17 protein-coding genes are annotated in these 22,830 nt (G+C 50.4%); 9 read left to right on the top strand and 8 right to left on the bottom strand.

The features are described 5' to 3' along the window. Positions 1 to 151: 151 nt before the first annotated feature. Positions 152 to 778, bottom strand: a complete 627-nt coding sequence (upp, locus tag AC2A06_RS04525; protein WP_023489280.1) for a uracil phosphoribosyltransferase — start codon at positions 776 to 778, stop codon at positions 152 to 154. 317 nt (positions 779 to 1,095) lie between these two features. Between upp and purM the strand changes: the two genes are divergently transcribed. The 6 genes from purM to ppx all read left to right on the top strand — a co-directional run bounded on the left by purM (position 1,096) and on the right by ppx (position 8,224). Further along, positions 1,096 to 2,133: a phosphoribosylformylglycinamidine cyclo-ligase gene (gene purM / locus AC2A06_RS04520; protein WP_484379503.1), complete on the top strand. Its 1,038-nt coding sequence runs from the start codon at positions 1,096 to 1,098 to the stop codon at positions 2,131 to 2,133. Next, positions 2,133 to 2,771, top strand: a complete 639-nt coding sequence (gene purN, locus AC2A06_RS04515; RefSeq protein WP_484379502.1) for a phosphoribosylglycinamide formyltransferase — start codon at positions 2,133 to 2,135, stop codon at positions 2,769 to 2,771. Before purM ends, purN begins: the two co-directional genes overlap by 1 nt. A 124-nt stretch (positions 2,772 to 2,895) precedes the next feature. Beyond that, positions 2,896 to 3,432: a spermidine N1-acetyltransferase gene (gene speG / locus AC2A06_RS04510; RefSeq protein ID WP_484379501.1), complete on the top strand. Its 537-nt coding sequence runs from the start codon at positions 2,896 to 2,898 to the stop codon at positions 3,430 to 3,432. 431 nt (positions 3,433 to 3,863) lie between these two features. Then, positions 3,864 to 4,427 (top strand): bactofilin family protein, encoded by a 564-nt coding sequence (locus AC2A06_RS04505; protein WP_473197263.1) that lies wholly within the window; start codon positions 3,864 to 3,866, stop codon positions 4,425 to 4,427. A gap of 171 nt (positions 4,428 to 4,598) precedes the next feature. Further along, a complete protein-coding gene (gene ppk1, locus AC2A06_RS04500; RefSeq protein WP_484379500.1) occupies positions 4,599 to 6,680 on the top strand; it encodes a polyphosphate kinase 1 in 2,082 nt (693 codons plus the stop codon). Beyond that, positions 6,671 to 8,224 (top strand): exopolyphosphatase, encoded by a 1,554-nt coding sequence (ppx, locus tag AC2A06_RS04495; protein ID WP_473197261.1) that lies wholly within the window; start codon positions 6,671 to 6,673, stop codon positions 8,222 to 8,224. Before ppk1 ends, ppx begins: the two co-directional genes overlap by 10 nt. A 101-nt stretch (positions 8,225 to 8,325) precedes the next feature. Here ppx and AC2A06_RS04490 read toward each other — a convergent pair whose 3' ends face one another. Beyond that, positions 8,326 to 10,563, bottom strand: a complete 2,238-nt coding sequence (locus tag AC2A06_RS04490; RefSeq protein WP_484379499.1) for a sensor domain-containing phosphodiesterase — start codon at positions 10,561 to 10,563, stop codon at positions 8,326 to 8,328. A 302-nt stretch (positions 10,564 to 10,865) separates the two neighbouring features. Between AC2A06_RS04490 and mgtE the strand changes: the two genes are divergently transcribed. Together mgtE and AC2A06_RS04480 are read left to right on the top strand one after the other, a co-directional pair. Beyond that, positions 10,866 to 12,299 (top strand): magnesium transporter, encoded by a 1,434-nt coding sequence (gene mgtE, locus AC2A06_RS04485; protein ID WP_023489272.1) that lies wholly within the window; start codon positions 10,866 to 10,868, stop codon positions 12,297 to 12,299. Positions 12,300 to 12,636: 337 nt separating this feature from the next. Next, on the top strand, positions 12,637 to 15,198 hold the full coding sequence (locus tag AC2A06_RS04480) for a PAS domain S-box protein (RefSeq protein WP_484379498.1): 2,562 nt from the start codon (positions 12,637 to 12,639) through the stop codon (positions 15,196 to 15,198). 2 nt (positions 15,199 to 15,200) lie between these two features. Here AC2A06_RS04480 and alkA read toward each other — a convergent pair whose 3' ends face one another. Next, positions 15,201 to 16,652 (bottom strand): DNA-3-methyladenine glycosylase 2, encoded by a 1,452-nt coding sequence (gene alkA / locus AC2A06_RS04475; RefSeq protein ID WP_484379497.1) that lies wholly within the window; start codon positions 16,650 to 16,652, stop codon positions 15,201 to 15,203. Positions 16,653 to 16,867: 215 nt separating this feature from the next. Between alkA and yegD the strand changes: the two genes are divergently transcribed. Continuing rightward, entirely contained in the window at positions 16,868 to 18,220 is a 1,353-nt protein-coding gene (yegD, locus tag AC2A06_RS04470; protein ID WP_484379496.1) for a molecular chaperone, read from the top strand. A 324-nt stretch (positions 18,221 to 18,544) separates the two neighbouring features. Here yegD and AC2A06_RS04465 read toward each other — a convergent pair whose 3' ends face one another. From AC2A06_RS04465 to AC2A06_RS04445, 5 genes are all read right to left on the bottom strand, one after another. Continuing rightward, a complete protein-coding gene (locus tag AC2A06_RS04465) occupies positions 18,545 to 19,816 on the bottom strand; it encodes a hypothetical protein (protein WP_484379495.1) in 1,272 nt (423 codons plus the stop codon). Further along, a complete protein-coding gene (locus AC2A06_RS04460) occupies positions 19,813 to 21,237 on the bottom strand; it encodes a VasL domain-containing protein (protein WP_484379494.1) in 1,425 nt (474 codons plus the stop codon). The genes AC2A06_RS04465 and AC2A06_RS04460 overlap by 4 nt, the downstream gene beginning before the upstream one ends. Before the next feature lie 206 nt (positions 21,238 to 21,443). Next, the gene (gene tssE / locus AC2A06_RS04455; protein WP_023489266.1) at positions 21,444 to 21,887 is read right to left on the bottom strand and encodes a type VI secretion system baseplate subunit TssE; all 444 of its coding nucleotides are present in this window, start codon (positions 21,885 to 21,887) and stop codon (positions 21,444 to 21,446) included. Positions 21,888 to 21,890: 3 nt separating this feature from the next. Continuing rightward, on the bottom strand, positions 21,891 to 22,436 hold the full coding sequence (gene tssJ, locus AC2A06_RS04450) for a type VI secretion system lipoprotein TssJ (protein WP_484379493.1): 546 nt from the start codon (positions 22,434 to 22,436) through the stop codon (positions 21,891 to 21,893). Further along, positions 22,414 to 22,830 (bottom strand): type VI secretion system baseplate subunit TssG (locus AC2A06_RS04445; protein WP_484379492.1); only part of this gene is annotated, 417 nt, incomplete at its 5' end. The genes tssJ and AC2A06_RS04445, both read right to left, overlap by 23 nt.

Genomic DNA, 22,830 nt, shown 5'->3' with positions numbered 1-22,830 from the left:
GTGGCTTTCCTCTGTGTTAAGTCAATAGTTTCAATCTAGTAGCTACTTTATCTCTGCTCTGCTCATTGCTCGCCGACGTGTTAACAGCAACAACGTTGACGCCTGAAAGACAAGGAGCATTAAAAAGCCGACTCTCTGGTCGGCTGATCATTTATTTGGTACCGAATATCTTGTCGCCTGCATCCCCCAAGCCGGGCACGATATACCCCTTCTCGTTCAGACACTGGTCAATAGAAGCGGTATACACTTCAACATCTGGGTGGGCTTTTTCCAACGCCGCCAATCCTTCAGGGGCCGCCACCAGCACCAATACCTTGATGCTGCTACAACCGGCTTTTTTCAGCAGGTCGATGGTTGCAATCATCGAGCCGCCGGTAGCCAGCATTGGGTCGACCACCAAGGCCATACGCTCGGCGATATTAGAAACCAGCTTTTGAAAATAAGGCACTGGCTCCAGGGTTTCTTCGTCACGATAAACCCCTACCACGCTAATACGCGCGCTTGGCACATGTTCTAATACCCCTTCCATCATGCCAAGACCGGCACGCAAAATGGGTACGACGGTAATTTTTTTCCCTTTGATTCGTTCCACTTCTACTGACCCGCACCAACCTTCGATGGTGACGGTTTCTGTCGCCAGATCGGCCGTCGCCTCATAGGTCAGTAAACTACCCACTTCAGAAGCCAACTCACGAAAACGTTTGGTGCTGATATCATGTTCACGCATCAGTCCGAGCTTGTGTTTAACTAGCGGGTGTTTCACCTCAACGATCTTCATTGTTCTTCTCCTATTAAGGCGGTTTAAGGCGGTGCGGCCAAAAAAATCGCCGGATTATACCGCCTTTTCCTGAGCACGCCACTACCCAGAGCCCGATCAAGATCAATAAAAGCGTAATAATCACCATAGGCTCTGGGTAAGGCAAATGATCACCGGTGAGCTATCAGTTCAAATGATAAGTTATAGACGAAAATCCCAGTGTGTGTCACAAAGCCTCTCGCAAACGTTTGCTTACGCTGTTAGAATTGGCGCGCCTTGTTCCGGAATCAACACCGGCAGCACCATTTCAAACCGCAAACCGTCGTGGGGATCGCGCAGTGACCGATAAAACCTCTCTCAGCTATAAAGACGCAGGTGTCGATATTGATGCAGGTAATGCATTGGTGGACCGCATCAAAGGTGTAGTAAAACAGACCCGTCGCCCAGAGGTCATGGGTGGCTTAGGGGGGTTTGGTGCCCTATGCGCATTACCACAAAAATATCGTGAGCCGATACTGGTTTCCGGCACCGATGGTGTTGGCACCAAACTGCGCCTGGCTATGGATCTTAAACGCCATGACACCATTGGTATCGACCTGGTAGCGATGTGTGTTAACGATCTGGTGGTTCAGGGGGCAGAACCCCTCTTCTTCCTTGATTACTATGCCACCGGCAAATTGGATGTCGATACCGCTGCCAGTGTGATCAGCGGCATTGCCGAAGGCTGTAAACAATCGGGTTGCGCGCTGGTAGGCGGCGAAACCGCCGAAATGCCAGGTATGTACCACGGTGAGGATTACGATGTCGCCGGTTTTTGCGTGGGTGTGGTCGAGAAATCAGCGATCATCGACGGCAGTAAGGTACAGTCAGGGGATGTTTTGATCGCGCTAGGCGCTTCAGGCCCGCACTCCAATGGTTACTCGCTGGTACGCAAAATTCTGGAAGTCAGTCAGACCGACCCCTCCACCACGTTACTGGCTGGCCAACCCCTAGCTGACCACCTACTCGCCCCAACCCGGATTTACGTAAAATCGGTCCTGGCGTTGATTGAGCAGGTCGATGTGCATGCCATCGCTCACTTAACCGGTGGCGGCTTCTGGGAAAATATTCCACGGGTGTTACCCGCTGGTGTGCAAGCAGTGATTGATGAATCGAGTTGGCAATGGCCCGCTATCTTCAGTTGGTTACAGCAAACCGGTAATGTCAGCCACCATGAAATGTACCGTACCTTTAACTGTGGTGTGGGTATGGTGATTGCATTGCCAGCAGAATCAGCAGAAAAAGCGCTCGCTTTACTCACCGCCGCAGGTGAAAAAGCCTGGACAATCGGTAAACTGATGGCCTCTTCTGACCAACAACAAGTGGTTATTCAGTAATGAAAAAGATTGTGGTGTTGATTTCAGGCCAAGGAAGTAACCTCCAGGCACTGATCGATGCCTGCCAACAGGGCCGGATCACCGCCAATATTGTGGCGGTGATCAGCAACGTTCCCCAAGCCTATGGCCTGCAACGGGCCAAAGAAGCGGGTATTGCCACTGATGTGCTCGAGGCCAAAAACTTTGTTGACCGTGAAGCCTTTGATAGTGCACTGCAACAAACCATCGACCAATATCAACCGGATCTCATCGTGTTGGCGGGTTATATGCGCATCCTCAGTAACCCCTTGGTGCAACATTATGCTGGGCGTATGTTAAACATCCACCCTTCCCTGCTGCCCAAATACCCCGGGTTACATACTCACCGCCAGGCTATTGATAACGGTGATAATGAACACGGCACCTCGGTACACTTTGTCACTGAGCAACTCGATGGTGGCCCGGTGATCCTGCAAGCTAAAGTGCCGATCTTCCCCGGTGATGCGGAAGATGAGGTGATTGAGCGGGTGCAGGCTCAGGAACATACCCTCTATCCGCTGGTGGTGAACTGGTTTATCGAAGGGCGACTGGAGATGCGTGATAACGCCGCCTGGCTGGATGGGCAACGTTTATCCGCGCAAGGATACGCAGCAGACTAATATCTACCCTTGAAATAACGCTGACGAGATGGCCTGGATACGCACTATCCAGGCTCTATATTTTTAATCAGGCTCAGGCGTTATACCTTATACTCTCCACAGATGAAAACTGTGAGGAGAAAATATGCCGAGCGCCACCAACGTTAAACTGCGTCCATTAGAACGAGACGATTTGGTCTTTGTTCATCAGATGGATAACAACGCCAGTGTGATGCGTTACTGGTTCGAAGAACCCTATGAAGCCTTTGTCGAGCTTGCCGATCTCTACGATAAACATATTCACGACCAAAGTGAGCGGCGTTTTATCATCGAGCATCAAGGCGCCAAGGTTGGCGTGGTAGAGCTGGTGGAGATCGACCATATCCATCGTCGTGCGGAATTTCAGATAATTATCGACCCCGCCCATCAAGGTCAAGGCTATGCCAGCACCGCTGCCAAACTGGCGATGGATTACGGTTTCTCGGTACTTAACCTCTATAAATTGTATCTGATCGTCGACAAAGAGAATCCCAAAGCGATCCATATCTACCGTAAACTGGGTTTTGAAGTTGAGGGGGAGCTGATTGACGAGTTCTTTGTTAATGGTGAATACCGGACGGTGTTGCGTATGTGCATATTCCAGCCCCAATATCTGGCGATGTTCAAAAAGCCACAAGCATAATGGCAATAAATTGGGGGGGACTCACCTCCCCGATAACAGATGAATAAATCAGCTAAACAAAGGGTTCTGCCAGCATCCATAAAAAATGAATATGGCAAGTCTCTACCAGATAACTTGAACCACAATTGAAGTATTGAGTATTATCCCCCACACCAAAGCGGATAACGCTCACAGGAACAGTGATCTTACTGTGGGCAGGTTGTGCCGGACACACCACGCTCCGTTGCAAAATGAACGTTAACTGACCTAAAAATATGCGTAATTACAACTTGTTATGGTGTATCTGGGCATTATGGGTTCTATTTATCATACTCTGGCTAACAGGGTTCAGCCTTGCAGGTGTCTACTTTAAACGTGGGCTACTGACCGTTTTGATATTAGCGTCATTAGCGACACTGGTTTTTATCTGCAAAATAACAAAGGTGAATAAAATGCTGTCATTCAACAAACAAAAAAAAACCAACAACGAACCAACCCCCGATGAGCTGCCCGAACAGCCTTCACCGCCCACTGAATCAGCCGTAATGGCCGACGCCATCGATGCCATCAAGCCTGTCCGGGCTAAAAAAGATACCTTTATCTCCACAGGTACCCAGTTTACCGGCATGTTCGAAGCGGAGGGGAGTATCATCGTTGAAGGGAGAATCGAGGGTAATATTACCTGTACACAAAGCGTTCGTATTGAACACAGTGGTCAAGTGAAAGGTGAGGTCCGTGCCCAGCAGATCATGATCAATGGGTCAGTCGAAGGGCGTTGCTATGCGGACTCACTGTCAATTCTGACCAAAGGGAGTATGCAGGGTGATATTTATGCCGATGAAATTTCTATTGAGAAAGGCGGCTTGTTTATTGGTCAATCTCATCTGATGCAAAAAACGCCGCCGCAGATACAACCAGGGAAAGAAAAGGCCGCTCCGCTGAAAATAGGCAGCAACTCGGCCAAGTCAGAAAAGGATGAACAGGCCAACATATTCGACCAGGTCAGTAAAACCTAAGCCCCCTTGGTCAGTAATCTCTCCTTTATTCTCGCGAAAGATTACTGACACGACATAACGGCGGGGGCAACCCCGCAGATAAGTTGGACATTCCTGTCAATCTCTCGCGATAATAGCGTAGGAGACAAAGCGGTATCGCAGATCCTTTTCTAACATTGAACTGGAGTGACCATGAGTCAGGAAAAGCTCTACATCGATAAAGAATTAAGCTGGTTATCCTTTAATGAACGCGTATTACAGGAAGCGGCAGATAAGAGCAATCCCTTGATTGAGCGTATGCGCTTTCTGGGCATTTACTCCAACAATCTTGATGAATTCTATAAAGTCCGTTTTGCCGATCTGAAGCGGCGCCTATTAATCAGTGAAGAGCAAGGTTCAGTAGGCACTTCCCGTCATTTACTGAAAAAAATTCAGGCCAAAGTATTAAAAACGGATCAAGAATTCGACACTTTGTACAACGAACTCTTGTTGGAAATGGCGCGCAACCAAATCTTCTTGATTAACGAACGCCAAGTATCAGAAAACCAGCAAATCTGGCTGCGCCAGTATTTTAAGCACAACCTACGCCAACATATCACACCGATACTGCTCAACCGCGATACCAATCTGGTGGAATTCCTAAAAGACGATTACACCTACCTGGCGGTGGAGATTATTCGTGGCACACATATCGAGTATGCGTTACTGGAAATCCCTGCTGACAAGGTTCCCCGCTTCGTTAATCTGCCACCTGAAGCACCAAGGCGCCGCAAGCCGATGATCCTGTTGGATAATATTCTACGCTATTGCCTGGATGACATCTTCAAGGGGTTCTTCGATTATGACGCACTCAATGCCTATTCAATGAAGATGACCCGTGATGCGGAATACGACCTGGTGACCGAAATGGAATCCAGCCTGTTGGAATTAATGTCATCCAGCCTCAAACAGCGCCTGACAGCAGAACCGGTACGCTTTGTTTATCAGCGTGATATGCCAAGTGAAATGGTAGAAATGTTACGTCTCAAGCTAGGGATTTCGAATTATGACTCGGTGATTGCCAGTGGCCGCTATCACAATTTCAAAGATTTCATCAGCTTTCCAAATGTCGGCAAGGCCAATCTGGTCAACCCGCCGCTGCCACGCCTGCGCCATATCTGGTTTGATAAATTCCGCAACGGCTTTGATGCCATCCGCGAAAAAGACGTGCTGCTGTACTACCCCTACCATACCTTTGAGCATGTGTTAGAACTGTTGCGTCAAGCATCCTTCGACCCGAGCGTCTTAGCGATCAAAATCAATATCTACCGGGTAGCCAAAAATTCGCGCATTATCGAATCGATGATCCACGCCGCACATAACGGCAAGAAAGTGACGGTGGTGGTGGAGTTGCAAGCTCGTTTTGATGAAGAAGCCAATATTCACTGGGCCAAACGGCTAACGGAAGCGGGAGTGCATGTCATTTTCTCCGCACCTGGCTTGAAGATCCACGCCAAACTATTCTTGATTTCACGCCGTGAAGGCGAAGACATTGTGCGCTATGCTCATATTGGTACTGGCAACTTTAATGAGAAAACCGCTCGGCTCTACACCGACTACTCATTGCTAACGGCTGATGCTCGCATCACCAATGAAGTACGCAGAGTATTCAATTTCATTCAACATCCCTATCGGCCAGTGACCTTCGATAACTTGATGGTTTCGCCTCAGAACTCGCGCCGGATGTTATATGACCTGATCGACCAGGAAATTGCCAATGCACTGGCTGGGGAAAATGCCGGCATTATGCTAAAAATAAATAACCTGGTGGATAAGGGGCTGGTTGATCGTTTATATACCGCTTCCGCCGCTGGCGTGAAGATCCGTCTACTGGTTCGTGGTATGTGCTCGTTGATCCCCAACCTGGCGAAAATCAGTGAAAATATTCAGGTAATCAGTATAGTAGACCGTTTTCTTGAGCATGATCGGGTTTATGTTTTTGAAAATAAAGGCGATAAACGGGTTTATCTCTCATCTGCCGACTGGATGACACGCAACATCGATTACCGTATTGAAGTCGCGGTATCGGTACTGGATCCCACACTGAAACAACGTGTTCTGGATATCCTGGAGATCCTGTTCAGCGATACCGTTAAAGCCCGTTATCTTGATAAAGAACTGAGCAACCAGTACGTCCCTCGTGGTAATCGCCGTAAAGTACGTGCCCAGATGGCGATTTATGAGTACTTAAAAGCTCAGGAACAACCGGAAAATCAGGTCATCCTATGCCACTAACCACCAGTTCCACGACCAATAAACCACAAGAAATCGCGGCTATCGACCTGGGTTCGAACAGCTTTCATATGGTCATTGCCCGCGTCGTCAATGGTGCCTTACAGATATTAGGCCGTTTAAAACAACGAGTGCACCTCGCTGATGGCTTGGACAGCAATAATGTGCTCAGCGAGGAAGCCATAGAAAGAGGGCTGGCCTGTCTGGCACTGTTTGCTGAACGGTTGCAGGGTTTCCCCGCTGACAACGTGACAATTGTCGGCACTCATAGCTTGCGCGAGGCGGTCAACGCCGAAGTTTTCTTGAAACGTGCTGCTAAAGTGATCCCTTATCCCATCGAAATTATCTCGGGCCAGGAAGAAGCGCGTCTTATCTTTATGGGGGTAGAACATACCCAACCAGAAAAAGGCCGTAAGCTGGTGATTGATATTGGCGGTGGCTCCACTGAACTGGTGATTGGTGAAGGCTTCGAACCCTTGCTGGCAGAGAGTCGCCGTATGGGGTGTGTGAGCTTTGCTCAACAATTTTTCCCCGCCGGTGAGATAAGCAAAACCAACTTCAAGCGGGCCCGACTGGCCGCCGCACAGAAGCTGGAAACGCTGGCCTGGCAATACCGTATTCAAGGCTGGCAATATGCCTTGGGGGCGTCAGGTACCATTAAGGCGGCTTATGAGGTGTTGGTTGCCATCGGCGAAAAAGAGGGCCTGATTACCCCTGAAAGGCTCGAAATGCTGGTGGAACAAGTCTTGCAGTTTAAAGACTTCAGCACCCTGAACTTACCTGGGCTGTCGGAAGACCGTCAATTTGTGTTTGTTCCCGGCTTAGCCATCCTTTGTGGCGTCTTTGATGCGCTGGCGGTGCGCGAACTCCGTCTTTCCGACGGTGCACTGCGCGAGGGCGTGCTCTATGAAATGGAAGGTCGTTTCCGCCATCAAGATATTCGCAGCCGTACTGCAGCCAGCCTGGCTGAACACTACAATATCGACCGAGAACAAGCCAAGCGAGTGCTGGAAACCACCGAACTGCTGTACGCCCAATGGATGGCTCAAAATACCAAGCTAGTACAACCGCAGCTCGAAGCGTTGTTAAGATGGGCCGCCATGCTGCATGAGGTCGGATTGAGTATCAACCACAGCGGTATGCACCGCCATTCTGCCTATATTCTGCAAAACACCAATCTGCCCGGCTTCAATCAAGAGCAACAACTGCTGCTGGCAGCACTGGTACGTTTTCAACGTAAGGCAATCAAGCTTGACGAATTACCCCGGCTAAATCTGTTCAAGAAAAAATATTACCTGCCATTAATACAGCTATTACGTCTGAGCACCCTGCTCAACAACCAGCGTCAATCCACCACCACACCAGAAACACTCCGCCTGACGACCGATGATAACCACTGGACGCTACGTTTTCCCGCTGGCTATCTCACTCAGAATAACCTGGTCCAGTTGGACTTTGAGCGGGAACAAACCTACTGGAATGATGTGGTAGGCTGGAGGTTGATTATTGAAGAAGAGGGTGAGGCAGACAAAGTTCAGTCAGACTAATATCGTCGTCGAGGATCATTGGCTGGTGGTTATTGGTAACCCCTCCGCCTCTATAACTCCGCCTCTATAACAAAGAGAGGCGGAGAATCAAGCACGCTGGCTTACACCTGGTTTGCCTTTGGCGGCTTTACCAGCAAGGATTTCAACGGCTGAGGCCGGCCAATAAAGAACCCTTGCATGTAATCTACCCCCAAACCTCGCAGGGCATCACGCTGTTCTGCCGACTCCACATACTCCGCCACAATGGATAACCTGCGCATCAGTGCCACTTTACAGATTGAGGAAACAATCTGGTAATCCACCCTGTTGGTCAACATATTCTGCACAAAACTCCCATCGATCTTCACCGTATCCACATCCAGTGCTTTAAGACGGTTGTAAGTGGCATAGCCAGTACCAAAATCGTCCAGAGCAATGCGACAACCTAATTTGCGCAATTCTCTTAACGAATTTTGTGCATATTTAATATCCCCCATCAAATGGGACTCGGTGATCTCCAGAATAAGCTGATAAGGCTCAATGTTATATTGCCGCAACGCGTGCCGTACATCCTGCCCCAAACCGGGTCGGCACAGCGAAAAGGGTGACAAATTTACCGACAACCGTACACTGGGTAGCGTATCGCGGTTGCTATCCATAAATTTCAGCGTTTGGTTTAACACCCACATATCCAATTTATAGGCCAGGCCGAACTCATGGACCACCGGTAGAAATTGATCAGGTAGCAGGCAGTTGCCCTGAGCATCGAGCATACGCAATAGAATTTCATGGTAAACATCACCACGGATACCGACGATGGGTTGAGCCATCAAAATAAAACTGTCGTTATCCAATGAGCTTTGCACCGAATGTAACAAAGAGACTTTACGCTTGATCTCATTTTGTACGATATGCTGAGTACCTTGCATATTTTCCGGCTGACCCGTGGTCAAGGATAACTCAGCCAATGAGCTCATTTCCCCCAGCAGCACATGCAAATGCTCAACCTCTGAATAGACGGTGCAATAGCTCATGCCTAATGGCGGATGAATTAACAGACCGTTCCACACCAAACGGAACTTATCCAGTACCTCTTGGATATTAACCAACCGGGCTTCTGCATCGAAACTATTTAGACGAATCAACAGTTCATAACCCGGCATATGGTAAACTTCTTCCCCCTCTTCCAATACCTTGGTGCGCAATTCCGTCGCCAACGCCTGTTTAAAGTGAATACGCAGTTGCATACCATAGTTACGGCTGAGCAGATCCAGCTCGGAGATACGCAAAAAACAGAGTGTTGAACGTGACGCTTTAGCCAGATCGAGTTTTAACGCACGCAGGTTGGGCAAACCAATGACTGGATCCTTCAATGAAGCACTCTGTGCCTTGGCATGATCAATCCGTTGCCGGGTGTGCACCGCAGAGGTCAATAAAATACTGAGGGTGAAGGCCAGCATCATTGCAGAGATCATGGTCAGGTTATGCAGCACATTATTCCATTGCACAAAGCCCTGATAGTTGAAGAACAGTACCAGCAGGCTTGCCGCCCAGACAATACCGTTAAACTGGTAGCCAAAGCGCATTGCACTATACAGCATCACCGGTAATAACAGTGTTAGGGTGTAATCAGGAACCTGCAAAAAGCCAATTTCGGCGGTGTGATAAGACAGGACTAGCAAGAGAATAGCCAGTACCGCAAACCACAGCTGTAACTCGCTATTTTTTACTGAAGGTGCCATCTCCCGGCGAACACGCCCCAACAGAACGCCAGCAAATCTAGGGGTTTTAAGCACCCGTAGCACACAATAGAACAGTTGCATGGAAGAGAGGCAACCAAGCACCATCGCCTGGAGGTTAATGAGTGCATACAGATTATTGTCTTTATTAGACAACATACCCAATTCGTCAGGCAGCAGACCCAAATTGATAATTATCTGTAATGTGAAAATCATGACTATCGGTGGCAACACCACCAGCCAGATTAGCCGATGTTTACCCAGCTTCAGCTCAGTAAACCCCAAACACCATTGGCGCTGGGTCTGACAACGATATCCCCACCAGCACGCGCTCAAGCAGCCAACATAGACCAACATCATGATCAGGTCAATTTGCCAGCTTCCACGGTTGGAATAACGGATAAGTATCGCCAGCGCGATGCCTGGCAGCGCACGCCAGTTATACACCATCAGCAAAGAAAGGCAGGCGGCTAGTGGCAAATAAACCAGGTAAATTTTACCACCGGGCAACATCAAGCGCGGTGAAAGCCAGCCAGCAATAGGTAACAATAGCAGGCTCAACACTATCGGTTGCCCCCACCAATGGTCACGTAATTTATCCCAAAACTTTAAAATAACCATCAAGATACTGTATCCGCCAAGACATGATTCACTTTGGTACTTAAGGGTATTTAAACCGCAGATAAGGCAGGGTCCTATCCAGCCGCCAGTCCATTCGAAGAGTTGACTAATACATTCGGCTCACATCAAGAACGGCTGTAAATTCTACTCATAGGCATAGCTTAACATTGAGCCATAATCAATTATATAGAGCAAAAACCAATAAAAAACCCTAGAATATTCCTTATCTATAGTCCCAATACTCTCGTAGCTATTCAAGCTGCGGGTATATTGACTGCACTTTGAATAGACTAGGGCATAGCATGTCCAATACTACACATAACGTTAAGAAAGTCGCCGAACATCGTCAACGCATTCTCGGGCTGCTATTAAACAACAAACCCTTGGTCGATGATATACTTGGCCGCCCCACAGTAGGAAAACAGTTTCGCAAAAGGAGCCTGCTGAGCGATACTGCCGAAATCACTCATCTGCTGGATGAGATGCACGCTGCCGACCTGGCAGACCTACTGGAAGCCTTGCCACAGGATGAACGTCTTGCGCTATGGCGTCTGGTGGACAATACCAAACGTGGTCAAACACTGGTGGAGGTCGCAGAACCGGTCTGGGATAGCCTGATCGAAACCATGAGCGATAAAGACCTGCTCAAAGCGATCAAAACATTGGATGTCGATGAGCAAGCCTATCTGGCGCAGTATCTACCGCGAAATCTGATGGGGCGCCTGCTGACATCACTGCAACCCGATAAACGTGCCCAAGTCCGTGAAGTGATTCAATACGGTAAGGATACGGTGGGTTGGATGATGGACTTTGAATTGATTGCTGTACGTCCAGAAGTCTCTCTCGGCACCGTGCACCGTTTCTTGCGCCAACGTAAAACCATCCCCCAAGCGACCGATAAACTGTTTGTGACTGACCGTAAAAATACGCTGCTCGGTGAACTGCCTTTGACCGCTATCTTACTTAATGATCCGCAAACGCCAGTATCACAAGTGATGGATAATGACCCGACGACCTTTCAACCTGAAGACAAAGCGGAAGCTGCAGCCAGTGCCTTCGAGCGCTATGACCTGATCAGCGCCCCCGTCGTCGATGGCAAAGGCAAACTCATGGGCCGTCTCAGTATTGAGGAAGTGGTGGATGCCGTTACCGAAGAGAGTGATAGCACCCTGCGCCGCATGGGGGGATTAAGTCCGGAAGAAGATGTGTTTGCGCCGGTCTATAAAGCAGTAAAAAACCGTTGGACCTGGTTAGCTATCAACCTGTGCACCGCGTTTATCGCTTCACGGGTTATTGGGCTGTTTGAAAACACCATTTCACAGTTAGTGGCGTTAGCGGCCTTAATGCCTATTGTTGCCGGGATCGGTGGAAATACCGGTAACCAAACCATTACCATGATTGTACGCGCATTGGCATTACACCAGATCGAAGCCGGTAATATCCCCCGGCTGTTACTCCGGGAACTTGGGGTGGCAATGATTAACGGCATCGTTTGGGGGGGCATTATGGGGCTGGTCACCTATTTGCTGTATGACGACCCAGCAATGGGGAGCGTGATGGCACTGGCGATGCTTCTCAACCTACTGGTCGCCGCCTTGATGGGCGTTGTCATACCGATGACCATGCTTAAACTGGGCCGTGATCCTGCGGTGGGTTCCAGCGTACTGATTACCGCGCTGACCGATACCGGTGGTTTCTTTATTTTCCTCGGTTTGGCGACTATTTTCCTATTGTAAATAGAATAAATATGTTCATTTCAATACCAATTAGAAACAATATAATTACATAATCGTTTGTGACCTTATTATACTATACGTGTTAGCTTTCAAGTTGCTTGCTAACGAGAAAATTGAGGAAAATCAGTCAGAAATTGATTTGCATGCCGTAACCTAAAAATATTAAGAAAAGCAACCTGAAGAAAAATCGCCGGAATGCGACTTCTTATCCTGTTGTACAGTTGTTCGCAACACCTCCGAAAGGGGAAAGCCATGGAAAGGCGCAATAATAACCAGCCCCAATAGCCAGAAGAGCCATGGGGATAGTGCAGTAGCCGACAGAACAGTAAGGTTCTCCATGGATATCAGTACCGTTACCCCGCCAAGCAAAAAACAAGGTTCTGTCTTCACTCACGCCTTGCTAACAGCAATTATTGTTTTCCTGTTGGCCTATATTTGCCTGACGCTTTCCTTTGAAGCCAAGGCATTTACCCCACTCTGGTTCCCCACGGCAGCCATCATTATGCAGCTCTACCGCCGCCCAAGGCATAGCTGGGGGTTATCATTACTCTTCAGTGGCACCGCTATCTGTGCTGCCAATTTCCTGTTGTTCGGTCTAGGCTGGTTACCCGTCAAATTGATGTTGATTAACCTGCTGGGGGCTTCCCTCAGCACCATGCTGTTACAGCAGATACTGCCAGCAAACGATCCCCTTAACAGTCTGGTAAATTGGCTGAAGTTTGTCGGTTGTGCCGTCATTTTTACCCCTTTGATCACCGCCCTGCTGGCAGCAACCGTGGTAGCTAAACCCGAAGTCTCATTTTGGCGCCCCGTCGGTACCTGGTTTATTTCGGAGGCCATCGGGGTATTGGCTCTGGCACCGATCGGGCTGGTCTATCGCCGCTCAATGTTAAAGATAGATAATCTGTTCAAGTTGTTATTGGTATTGGTGGGCACCTTGGTGCTGACCTATCTGGCCCTGCTCAATCTGCCCTTTCCCTTTACTTTTATTATTCCTCCACTGCTGTTGGCCGCACTCAGCCTCCCCCGGCTGGAAACCTTTATCACCGGCTTTGCGGCCACCTTAATGATTACCATTATGACCTCCCTCGGGGTGCTAGATCTTCAGGGTCGGCTGCCCTTTTTGAGTGACTTAGAGGTCTATATGCCACTGTTGCTGATTTTGATCCCAGCCCATGCCATGGCGATGGTCATGCATACCCTGCGGGTAGAAAAGCGGCATATTGTAGAAAGTGAGACCCGTTTCCGTAATGCATTGGAGTATTCAGCCATCGGTATGGCGTTAGTGTCACCGGAAGGAAAATGGCTACAGGTTAATCAGGCTTTATGCAAACTGCTGAACTACCCTGCTGAGGCACTACACCACCTGACATACCAAGAACTCACCCACCCAAGCGATTTGGAGAGTGACCTGGCACAACGGCAAGATCTGCTGGCGAACCGTATCAGTAGCTACACCATGGAAAAACGCTACCTTCGTAAGGGAGGGGATAGCATCTGGACCTTACAAGCGGTATCACTGGTGCGTAATGCGAAAAACCACCCCCTCTATTTTATCTTCCAGGTGGAAGATATCAGCGAATTGAAACGTACCGAGGCAGAGAATCGCCGCTTGGTGGAGCGTATTACCTTGGCCAATCAGGCAGGTGGGATTGGTATTTGGGAATGGGTACCCAGTGAGAAGAAACTCAATTGGGATAAACGGATGTTCGAACTGTATGGTTTGACGGCAGACCAGACCCCAACACTCAAACTTTGGCAATCAATGCTGCTACAGGAAGATCGAGAACGTATTAAACAGCAAATGATGGCGATAACCGAGCATGCCCAAGCATTTGTCATGGAATTTCGTATCAAAAAACCTTCAGGCGAGATCCGCCATATGCGCAGCCAAGGTAACGTGATTCTGGATAAACAGGGTAATCAACAGCGGATCATCGGCACGCATATCGATATGACGGAAGTAAAGTCACTGACCGAGGCTCTGCACCAAGAAAAAGAGCGTTTACACATTACCCTGGACGCCATCGGTGAAGGGGTTATTTCTACTGATAGCGAAATGCGCATCACCTTTATGAACCCCGTGGCTGAGCAGATGTGTGGTTGGCCGTTAGCCCAGGCACTGGGCATGCCCATCAACAACATCGTACACTTAACTGATGGTATCGATGGCCCCAAGGTGGAAAACCCGCTGCAATACACTCTGCAGGCAGGCAAAGCCCTACCCTCAGATAATTCACTGGTGCTCCATAACCAACATGGTCATTGTTTTGATGTACAAGAGTCAATATCACCATTGAAAACCATTGATGGCGACGTGGTAGGTACAGTAATCGTACTGCAAGATGTGAGTGCCGCTCGGGAATTGATGAATAAACTCAGCTACAACGCCTCACACGATGCCCTGACCAATTTGAAAAACCGCACCAGCTTCGAACAACAGTTGAAATATGCTATTGCCAATGCCAGAGATAACGACCAACGCCATGTTTTGGTCTTCCTCGATCTTGATAAATTCAAGGCGGTTAATGACAGTGCTGGGCATGCGGCAGGTGATGCTCTGTTGAAAGAGATTAGCCAGTTGATGCAACGCCAACTGCGTAATAACGACTGTCTGGCACGACTGGGTGGTGACGAATTTGGCATGATTTTATTTGGTTGCGCGCTAGAAAATGCCCAGACTCTGATGCAACAGATGATTACCCAGATAAAAGAGTATCCATTCTATTGGCAAGGCAAAATACACCATGTCGGTGCCTGCGCCGGCATCACCAGCATTGATGCCCAGAGTGGCACCAGTGAAGCGTTGCTCGCCGAGGCCGATGCTGCGTGCTACAAAGCCAAAAATGGCGGGCGTGGGCAGGTTTACCGCTATCAAGCCGATGAAAGCAGCGACTAAACTCAATTAACGTATAACACGTCATTATGCCAAAGATGTAACGTGGCATAAGAGCGCCAAGGCCGCCAACGTTCGGCATAGCGTTCAATCTGGCGCGGCGTCATGCCGGGGAAACGCTGTTTAATCAGATAGTCCCCTGCCAGAAAAACATCCGGCCACGACCAGGCACGCATGGCGATATAACTGGCCGTCCAACTGCCAATTCCCGGTAATGCCGTCAACGCCTTGATGCCCTGCTCAATATCCAGCACATTATCCAGTTGCAACCGCCCTTCGCTCACCGCACGCGCAACACCGATCAACGCCGCAGCGCGTTTCAATTGAACCCCTAATGGACGCAGTTCTTCCGGTTGCAACTGCGCTATCCGTGTCGCATCGGGAAACAAATGGGTGATCTCGCCATAAAGTTGTGGCAAGGGTTCCCCCCACTGTTTTGCCATCCTGCTGGCAAAGGTGGCCGCCATTTTGACACTCACCAGTTGCCCCAATATCGCCCGCGTTGCCTGTTCAAAACTATTAACACAACCGGGTAAGCGCATCCCTGGCTTATCCATCGCCAGTTCCCCCAAGACATCAACAATAGAGTCTGGTGAGGCATCCAAATCAAACAGTTGCCGGATCCGCTGCAAAACCTCTGTGGTCACGCGACTGAGTGAAGGGGCAATTTCCACTCGTACCCGGTGACGTGACGTTTCCGGGCTGACACTCACCCAACCAGAATAATCAGCCCCCCCTTGGCGGATAGTGATTGAACGCAGATAGTGTTTTCCGACTACACTCTCTACCCCACTGACGGCACGCGCCTGCAGAAAATCCAGCATACGTTGCCAATCATAGGGGGGACGATAACCCAGATGAAACACCAACCCCGCCTGGGTGGTCTGCCGATGCTGACCGGCATTACTGCGCAATTGCGAAGGAATCAACCGATAACGGCTTTTAAACAGCTCATTGAAACGCCGTAGGCTACCAAACCCAGCGGCAAACGCCACCTCACCCAGCGGTAAGTCGGTGTCCATCAGTAGTCGTTTAGCCTGTAATAAACGAAATGACTGCGCATAATCAATCGGCGATACACCAAACTGTTCGGCAAAAATACGCCGCAGGTGGCGATCAGAAATACCCAATCGAGCCGCCAGTTGTTGGCAACTATGTTCCACCAAATAGCCTTGTTCAATCAATTGCACCGCTACCTGCGCATAACGATTGCCCAAATCGATCAGTGCCAATCCTGGTGCCAGCTCCGGGCGGCATTTCAGGCAAGGACGAAACCCCGCTAACTCAGCAGCGGCAGCACTCGGGTAAAAGGTACAGTTTTCGATTTTTGGCGTGCGAGCACTGCACACTGGGCGGCAATAGATACCGGTGGAAGAGACGCCGACAAAAAAACGGCCATCAAATTTAGGGTCTCGTGCACTTAATGCACGATACAGCGCGTGTTGTTGGTTTTTCATGGCATCACTTCAATCGACTTTTCTGGATTATGAAACTTAAACCCAGCATTGACGTGCGGGAACCGGACATCAACCTGATCAAGATAAACAGGTAGACGCGACCTTGGCTAAATATTTATTCATTGACGGTATGCATATTGCCCAGCGTAACACTCTAATGTAAAGTCGCCCCCCTTCATTGGCATGGGGAAAGAAAATGGGCATGGGGAAAGAAAATGTTTATTGGTTTTGACTATGGCACCGCCAACTGTTCTGTTGCCATCATGCACAATAATCACCCGGAATTATTGTCGCTAGAAAACAACAGCCCTTATTTACCTTCTATGCTGTGTGCGCCAACACGCGAGGCGGTCAGTGAGTGGCTGTATCGTTATGCTCAGGTACCTACCGGCAGTGATGATAATCAGCAACTGTTGCAACGTGCCATCACCTTTAATCGCCACGAAGATATCCTGGTCAGCAGTGACTGCGTGTCGTTTGGTCAGCAGGCACTGGCACACTATTTTGCTGAGCCTGAAGAGACCTACTTTGTCCGCTCACCGAAATCCTTCCTGGGTGCCAATGGGTTGAAACCGCAGCAAATTGCCCTGTTTGAGGATCTGGTGTGCGCCATGATGTGGCACATTAAGCGCCAGGCAGAAAGCGTTTTACAACAGAATATTGAGCAAACGGTGATTGGCCGCCCCATCAACTTCCAGGGAAGTGGCGGTGAAGAGGCTAATCGTCAGGCGGTAGGCATTTTACTACGTGCCGCCGAGCGAGTGGGCTTCAAGCAGATTGAATTCCAATTCGAACCGGTGGCTGCCGGGCTGGATTTTGAAGCCACACTGAGCGAAGAGAAAACCGTGCTGGTGGTCGATATCGGTGGGGGAACAACGGACTGCTCAATGCTATTGATGGGCCCGCAATGGCGAAATCGCGTGGAGCGTCAGCAGAGTCTCCTCGGGCATAGCGGTTGCCGTGTAGGGGGTAATGACCTCGATATCATGCTGGCCTTTAAGCAGTTGATGCCACTGTTTGGCTTGGGTGGCAAAACCGAAAAAGGTATCGCCCTACCCGCATTGCCTTACTGGAACGCCGTGGCAACTAACGATGTTCCGGCACAAATTGATTTTTACAGTACCACCACCGGTCGCCTGCTACGTGATTTAATCCGTGATGCCGCTGAACCAGAGAAAGTGAAATACCTGTTAAAAATACACCAGCAACATTTAAGTTACCGGCTGGTAAGAAGTGCGGAGGAGAGCAAAATCGCCCTGTCTGAGCAGAAGAGCAACTGTACTCAGTTGGCGTTTGTGCACTCGGGACTGGAGAAAACCATCACTCAGGAGCAACTGGCCAGCGCGATTGAGCAACCTTTGGAACGCATTCTGGAGCAAGTGAGAGCAACACTGGCCACCAGTCAGTGTAACCCACAAGTGATTTACCTGACCGGGGGCAGTGCCCGTTCGCCATTACTGCGTAGCGCACTGCAACAGCAATTACCCGGTATTCCCATCATCAGTGGTAACGATTTTGGTTCGGTCACTGCAGGTTTAGCACGCTGGGCACAAACCCTGTTTAGTTAATGGCTGGTTACGGTTAACTCATATTGACAGCTTTCCTGGTAAGGCGTTGGTCAGGTGGTGATGTACTGAGTGGGATGTTGGAGGAGTTCTGGTGCAGGCGCTGAGTCAGTTGTGCATGGCATTGAAGCCACGCCTTGCCTAGGGTTCCGATATTTACCCTCTCAGTAGCGCCAGTCCTTAGTGTGGAACTGGCGAAACGACAGTCTGCACTCTCCAGTCGACAAGGTGCCCCCTGCAGCGGCAGCAACGCCTACAGACGTGTTTCCGGCCAACCTGTAGACGCCGCAGAACACCCATCAGCCAGGTTCGCGGTTTCCAGCAGACTCATGATTTTTGCTGCATGTTGCTCCTTGCACGCTCTTTGAACCATTCCCGCAACATAAACTCATGACCACATTCCTCACAGATTATTTTCGGGTCATCCAATGGCGACACCGTGCGCCCCTCCGTCGTTAAATTCAACGAATGGCAATGCAAACATCTTACCCCCTGCTCCCCTGGTGTAAAACCCAGCAACCAGCGGGGCCGTGGGGTGAGCGGCCTTCCCTTCAGTTCTTCAAATAACGGTTGAAGTCGTTTTTCATAGATTCGAAATTGATTAACCGAAGATGATCGGCATATCGGCAGCGCTTTTGTCAGGTACCACTGCCCCCACAATAACACCAGCACACGATAGAGCCCCCAATAACGGTCTTTGGGCATTCTATAAAAAACTGTTCCTGTCGCAGCGACAAAGGTTGCACCACAGGCGGGGCAGGCATAGCTTTCCGAGCCGCTTGCAGGCTGGATAATACGGTGATTATGGCAATATGGGCATTCCTGTACGCGATTCAGATCCGGGTTCTGCTCATCCAGACGATCCACCAATTCACGCAGTACCGGTTCCCGGTGCCAGACTGTTACCAGGTGTTCATACTCAGCATTTGACGTATGATCAAACTCCTTTTCAAACCAGTCAGGCACCTCTGGTTGAGTACCATCACGCAGCATCCCCCTGGGCATATTCGCATGCATCACAAAGTGGTGCTGACAGACTTGGCAGGATAAATCCGGGTTAGCCGCAGGCATCAGGTCTTTATACCTCACCTGGTGAGAGTGGCAAGACGGGCAGGTCATCCCCTGCTGCTCGGGTGTGAACCCATGCAGATAGCGAGGAAAAGGGGTAACAGGTGTCTCTAACTCAGCCAATATGGGCTCAAGACGGCTGGCATACTCTTTCCAGTAGATTTTGTTATGGCACCCTGAAAGCCAGACCACATCTTCGATATAGTCATTAACCCAGTGTGTCATCAGGACTGCATACAAAATATAATATTTCCGACGGTGCAAGCCTGCAAAGGGGGTTTCGGTAGCAGGGGAACTCTGTTTAAGACAGTCCAGACAACGGTATTCCCATTCGCGGGAATTAGGCACATAGTGATCACTGCCACAATGAGGACAGTATTTGTGGGGATGCAATGCGGGGTTATCTTTATCCAGGCGTACCACTGCTGCTCGCAGCACGGGCTCCGCTCCCCATAACTGTTTCAATGCATCGATATCTTGTTTTGCCAGATGTTCAAAGGCATCAAAGAACCAGACGGGGAGTGGTATCATGGCGCTTTTACCTGTTGTTTTATCAGCACATAACGGTTAAGCAATTGCGCCAGTCGCTGCTCTGCCTGAGACTGCGCATTGGCCGATAAGCTGTTATCTGTTGAGACCGCCGCCAGTTGGCGCAGTTGCTCTTCCATCGGCACTGTTTTGCCAAATTCCTGGGTAATGGCAAACACCATGGTTTTCAGTTCACTTCCCGTCAGGTATTTACCCTTGCGTTCATCCAGCGCATTCAGGCTGTCAGTCAATTGCTGGAGTTTCACCATCCCCTGATGCCAGTTGTCCAGTGCCGTCAACGGCAAGGCATTGGCTTCCAGCTGTTGTTGCCAGGCTGTATGCATCTGTTCTGCCTCCGGGTTACCCGGCCACAGGGTCTGAGACTGCGTAATCAGTTGCTGTCCATACTGCTGCGACCAACCCGGGGGCAGTGCCATCAACCAGTTAAGCTGCGCCCCCTGTTGCTGTACCAGACTCTCCGCCTGCCGCTGGGCCAGTGAACCGGGCTCACGTAATGCATTGAGTTGACCCGCCTGACGCGGGAGTTCCGGCAACGGCGTTATTGATGCCACCAGTTGTTGCTCCACCGCCATAGGCGAATACTGGTACTGCCAACCCCAGAGCAGCAGGCCCCCCACCAGTAAGGCACTACTGGCCCCGCCGATAAACGACCACACATAACCCCGTTTATCCGCTGGTGGCGGTGGTGATGGGGGTAGCGATGATTGAGGTAGCGGTGATGGAGGTAAGGGTGTTGATGGGGGTAGTGATGATGTTGGCGGCGGTTCCGGCAGCGATTGGGCAACATACACCAGCGGTTGATGACCGCTCAGTTCAGTCTCCGGCTCTGCCGTGACGGCTTGTGGCGGCAGAGCCACCGTCGGCTCAGATTGCTCTTCATGGGGGGAATTTTCCAACCGGGTAATGGCCTGCTTGACCTGATTCAACAACCCGTCCATGCGGCTGGCCTGTTTCAGTTCATGGCGCGCCAGCGCCTCACAAAAGCTGTTCAGCCCTTTCTCCGCCTGATACAACGCCGGCAATTCATCACGGGTATCCAGGGGAAAGGTGCGCAACACCGCCTGTAAACGAGGGCTAAGCCCGGCGATGATTTCTATCCGCGCATGGCTATGCCCCGGCCACATCACCGCCCATTGATAACTCACCAGCGCATCAAGCAGCGCCAGCCCTTCGTTAAACCCCACCACCCCAGCTATATGGGTACGTGCCAGGGTATACCAGGCAGCGGTCTGCAGCTCGACGCCATTTTGTTCAAACAGCCGCAGGCACAGGGTTTCCGCCTGCTTCCAGTTCACATCCGGCCGAGCCGGATGGGAAAGCTTCATCATCTCATCCCGTAGCGCAGCATAATCCGCCAGGGCGCGCGGGTCACCGCCGTTTTTAAGTTGTTTGCGTGTATTCATGTGACAAGCTCCCTCTGTTCTCAATAACTACACTTACTATCACTTCACACTAAGCATCAGGGTGGTGAAAGTGAAGCGCAACGCCGACACGTCGTGAACCCATCCTTGAGGGCGCGTATCACGCGTCCCAGCGAGGGGTGATCGGCTAAGGTGCATCACTCACACCTGTAATACGATGACAACCATCTGTTCCCAAAGAACATTAATCAATAAAGTGACTGGCTATCCATAAACTGTTGCTGACGCAGGTGGCGCAGCAACACTTTGCCCTGTGGGGTAAATTCGGTGCCATAGCGCACCAGACCCACACCCTTCAGCTCGGCATCAATGGCATAGCGTAACTCACCGGGGGTGCTCTGTTCCAGCATCAGCACATCAATCCTCTTCAGGCGCGGCTCATATTTCAGCAACACGTCAGACAGGGTAGTGATTAACTGGTGAGCGGTACCCGGCATCCCCTGCAGGATTTTGCTCATATCCGGCAGACCGTAGTCCGGTAAATGCGACAAGGTCCCCGCACGGCAGTTGAGTATACGCTGCATATTGTCCAGCACCGACATAATCAGCTGGTTCTCTTCACTAATTTGGTGTAAATCCAGCCCCCCGGCAAAGTTGCCGTAGAGGGTTTCATATAATGAGGGACGGGGCATGGGTTACTCCTTGACCGGTATCAACGCCAGGTGGTTACTGCCCGCTTCAATCACCCGTGGCTTGTCCGGGTCGAGCTCTTCACGCTGCAGCACCAGCTTCCAGTTGTTTTTGGCCATATCCGGGTGACGGAACATCCCCACCACCGCCACAAACTGGGTATCGGGGTCCATCGGTGCATCCAGCGAGGCATCGCCCCCCGGCTTCAGCACCACCTCACGGCTGGCAATCAACTCCGCCGCCAGCAACGTCTCCCCGTCCTTCAATAACTGTTGGTAAACCAGCTTATCGAATGCCTTACGGTCTTTAAGCTGATAGACCCGGATGACCACCGACTCTGACAGGGAGTTATTTTCATGGGCATCGGTATTGAGTGCTTCACGCGCCGTGAAGTCCAGGCGCAACACCTTTATCTTCTTATAAAAAATCGACGATACGGCGGATTTGGTGCCATCACTGACGCTCTGGGTCAGGCCACACCCTGACAGCGTGCCCACCAGAACCGGCAACAGCAGCCAGCATGCAGATTTAGTCAAACGGGTACGTAACACGTTGGTTTCCTTTTGTCTCTATTGCCGGGCATAAACCTTGGTAACCACCCAGCTCCATGGTGAAAGTGGTGGGGATATCCTCAGGGACACACTCCCCTTCTACCCCCAATACGCCGCTCATCCCCAGCCAGAAGGGAGCTTCCCCCAACGGCGGCACACTGAGCAAGCGCGTGTTGACCGTCAAGCGTATCTTGGCCTTGAAGCGCCAGCCCAGATAGACACGCAGCATCACCAGAAAGTCCTGATACAACTGCCCATCGGGCATCCAGCCGTGGGCTTCATCCTGGTCGTCGGTACTCAATTCAATCAGCAGTTGGCTGCTGGTATCCATCACCTCATCCCCCAACGGGGTGTTGCCATCCAGCACAAAGCCCCCTTCGTCGGTGAACATCAA

This window comes from Serratia sp. HNCC26DJ244 (assembly GCF_057180565.1).
The sequence above is the reverse complement of the archived record's forward strand: the minus strand, read 5'-3'. Positions and strand labels throughout refer to the sequence as shown.

Coding starts and splice junctions, on each gene's coding strand:
- AC2A06_RS04490 (WP_484379499.1), bottom strand. CDS start 10,563: ATGGTTATTTTAAAGTTTTGGGATAAATTACGTGACCATTGGTGGGGG.
- speG (WP_484379501.1), top strand. CDS start 2,896: ATGCCGAGCGCCACCAACGTTAAACTGCGTCCATTAGAACGAGACGAT.
- mgtE (WP_023489272.1), top strand. CDS start 10,866: ATGTCCAATACTACACATAACGTTAAGAAAGTCGCCGAACATCGTCAA.
- AC2A06_RS04505 (WP_473197263.1), top strand. CDS start 3,864: ATGCTGTCATTCAACAAACAAAAAAAAACCAACAACGAACCAACCCCC.
- AC2A06_RS04465 (WP_484379495.1), bottom strand. CDS start 19,816: ATGATACCACTCCCCGTCTGGTTCTTTGATGCCTTTGAACATCTGGCA.
- ppk1 (WP_484379500.1), top strand. CDS start 4,599: ATGAGTCAGGAAAAGCTCTACATCGATAAAGAATTAAGCTGGTTATCC.
- yegD (WP_484379496.1), top strand. CDS start 16,868: ATGTTTATTGGTTTTGACTATGGCACCGCCAACTGTTCTGTTGCCATC.
- AC2A06_RS04480 (WP_484379498.1), top strand. CDS start 12,637: ATGGATATCAGTACCGTTACCCCGCCAAGCAAAAAACAAGGTTCTGTC.
- ppx (WP_473197261.1), top strand. CDS start 6,671: ATGCCACTAACCACCAGTTCCACGACCAATAAACCACAAGAAATCGCG.
- purN (WP_484379502.1), top strand. CDS start 2,133: ATGAAAAAGATTGTGGTGTTGATTTCAGGCCAAGGAAGTAACCTCCAG.
- upp (WP_023489280.1), bottom strand. CDS start 778: ATGAAGATCGTTGAGGTGAAACACCCGCTAGTTAAACACAAGCTCGGA.
- tssE (WP_023489266.1), bottom strand. CDS start 21,887: ATGCCCCGTCCCTCATTATATGAAACCCTCTACGGCAACTTTGCCGGG.
- AC2A06_RS04460 (WP_484379494.1), bottom strand. CDS start 21,237: ATGAATACACGCAAACAACTTAAAAACGGCGGTGACCCGCGCGCCCTG.
- alkA (WP_484379497.1), bottom strand. CDS start 16,652: ATGAAAAACCAACAACACGCGCTGTATCGTGCATTAAGTGCACGAGAC.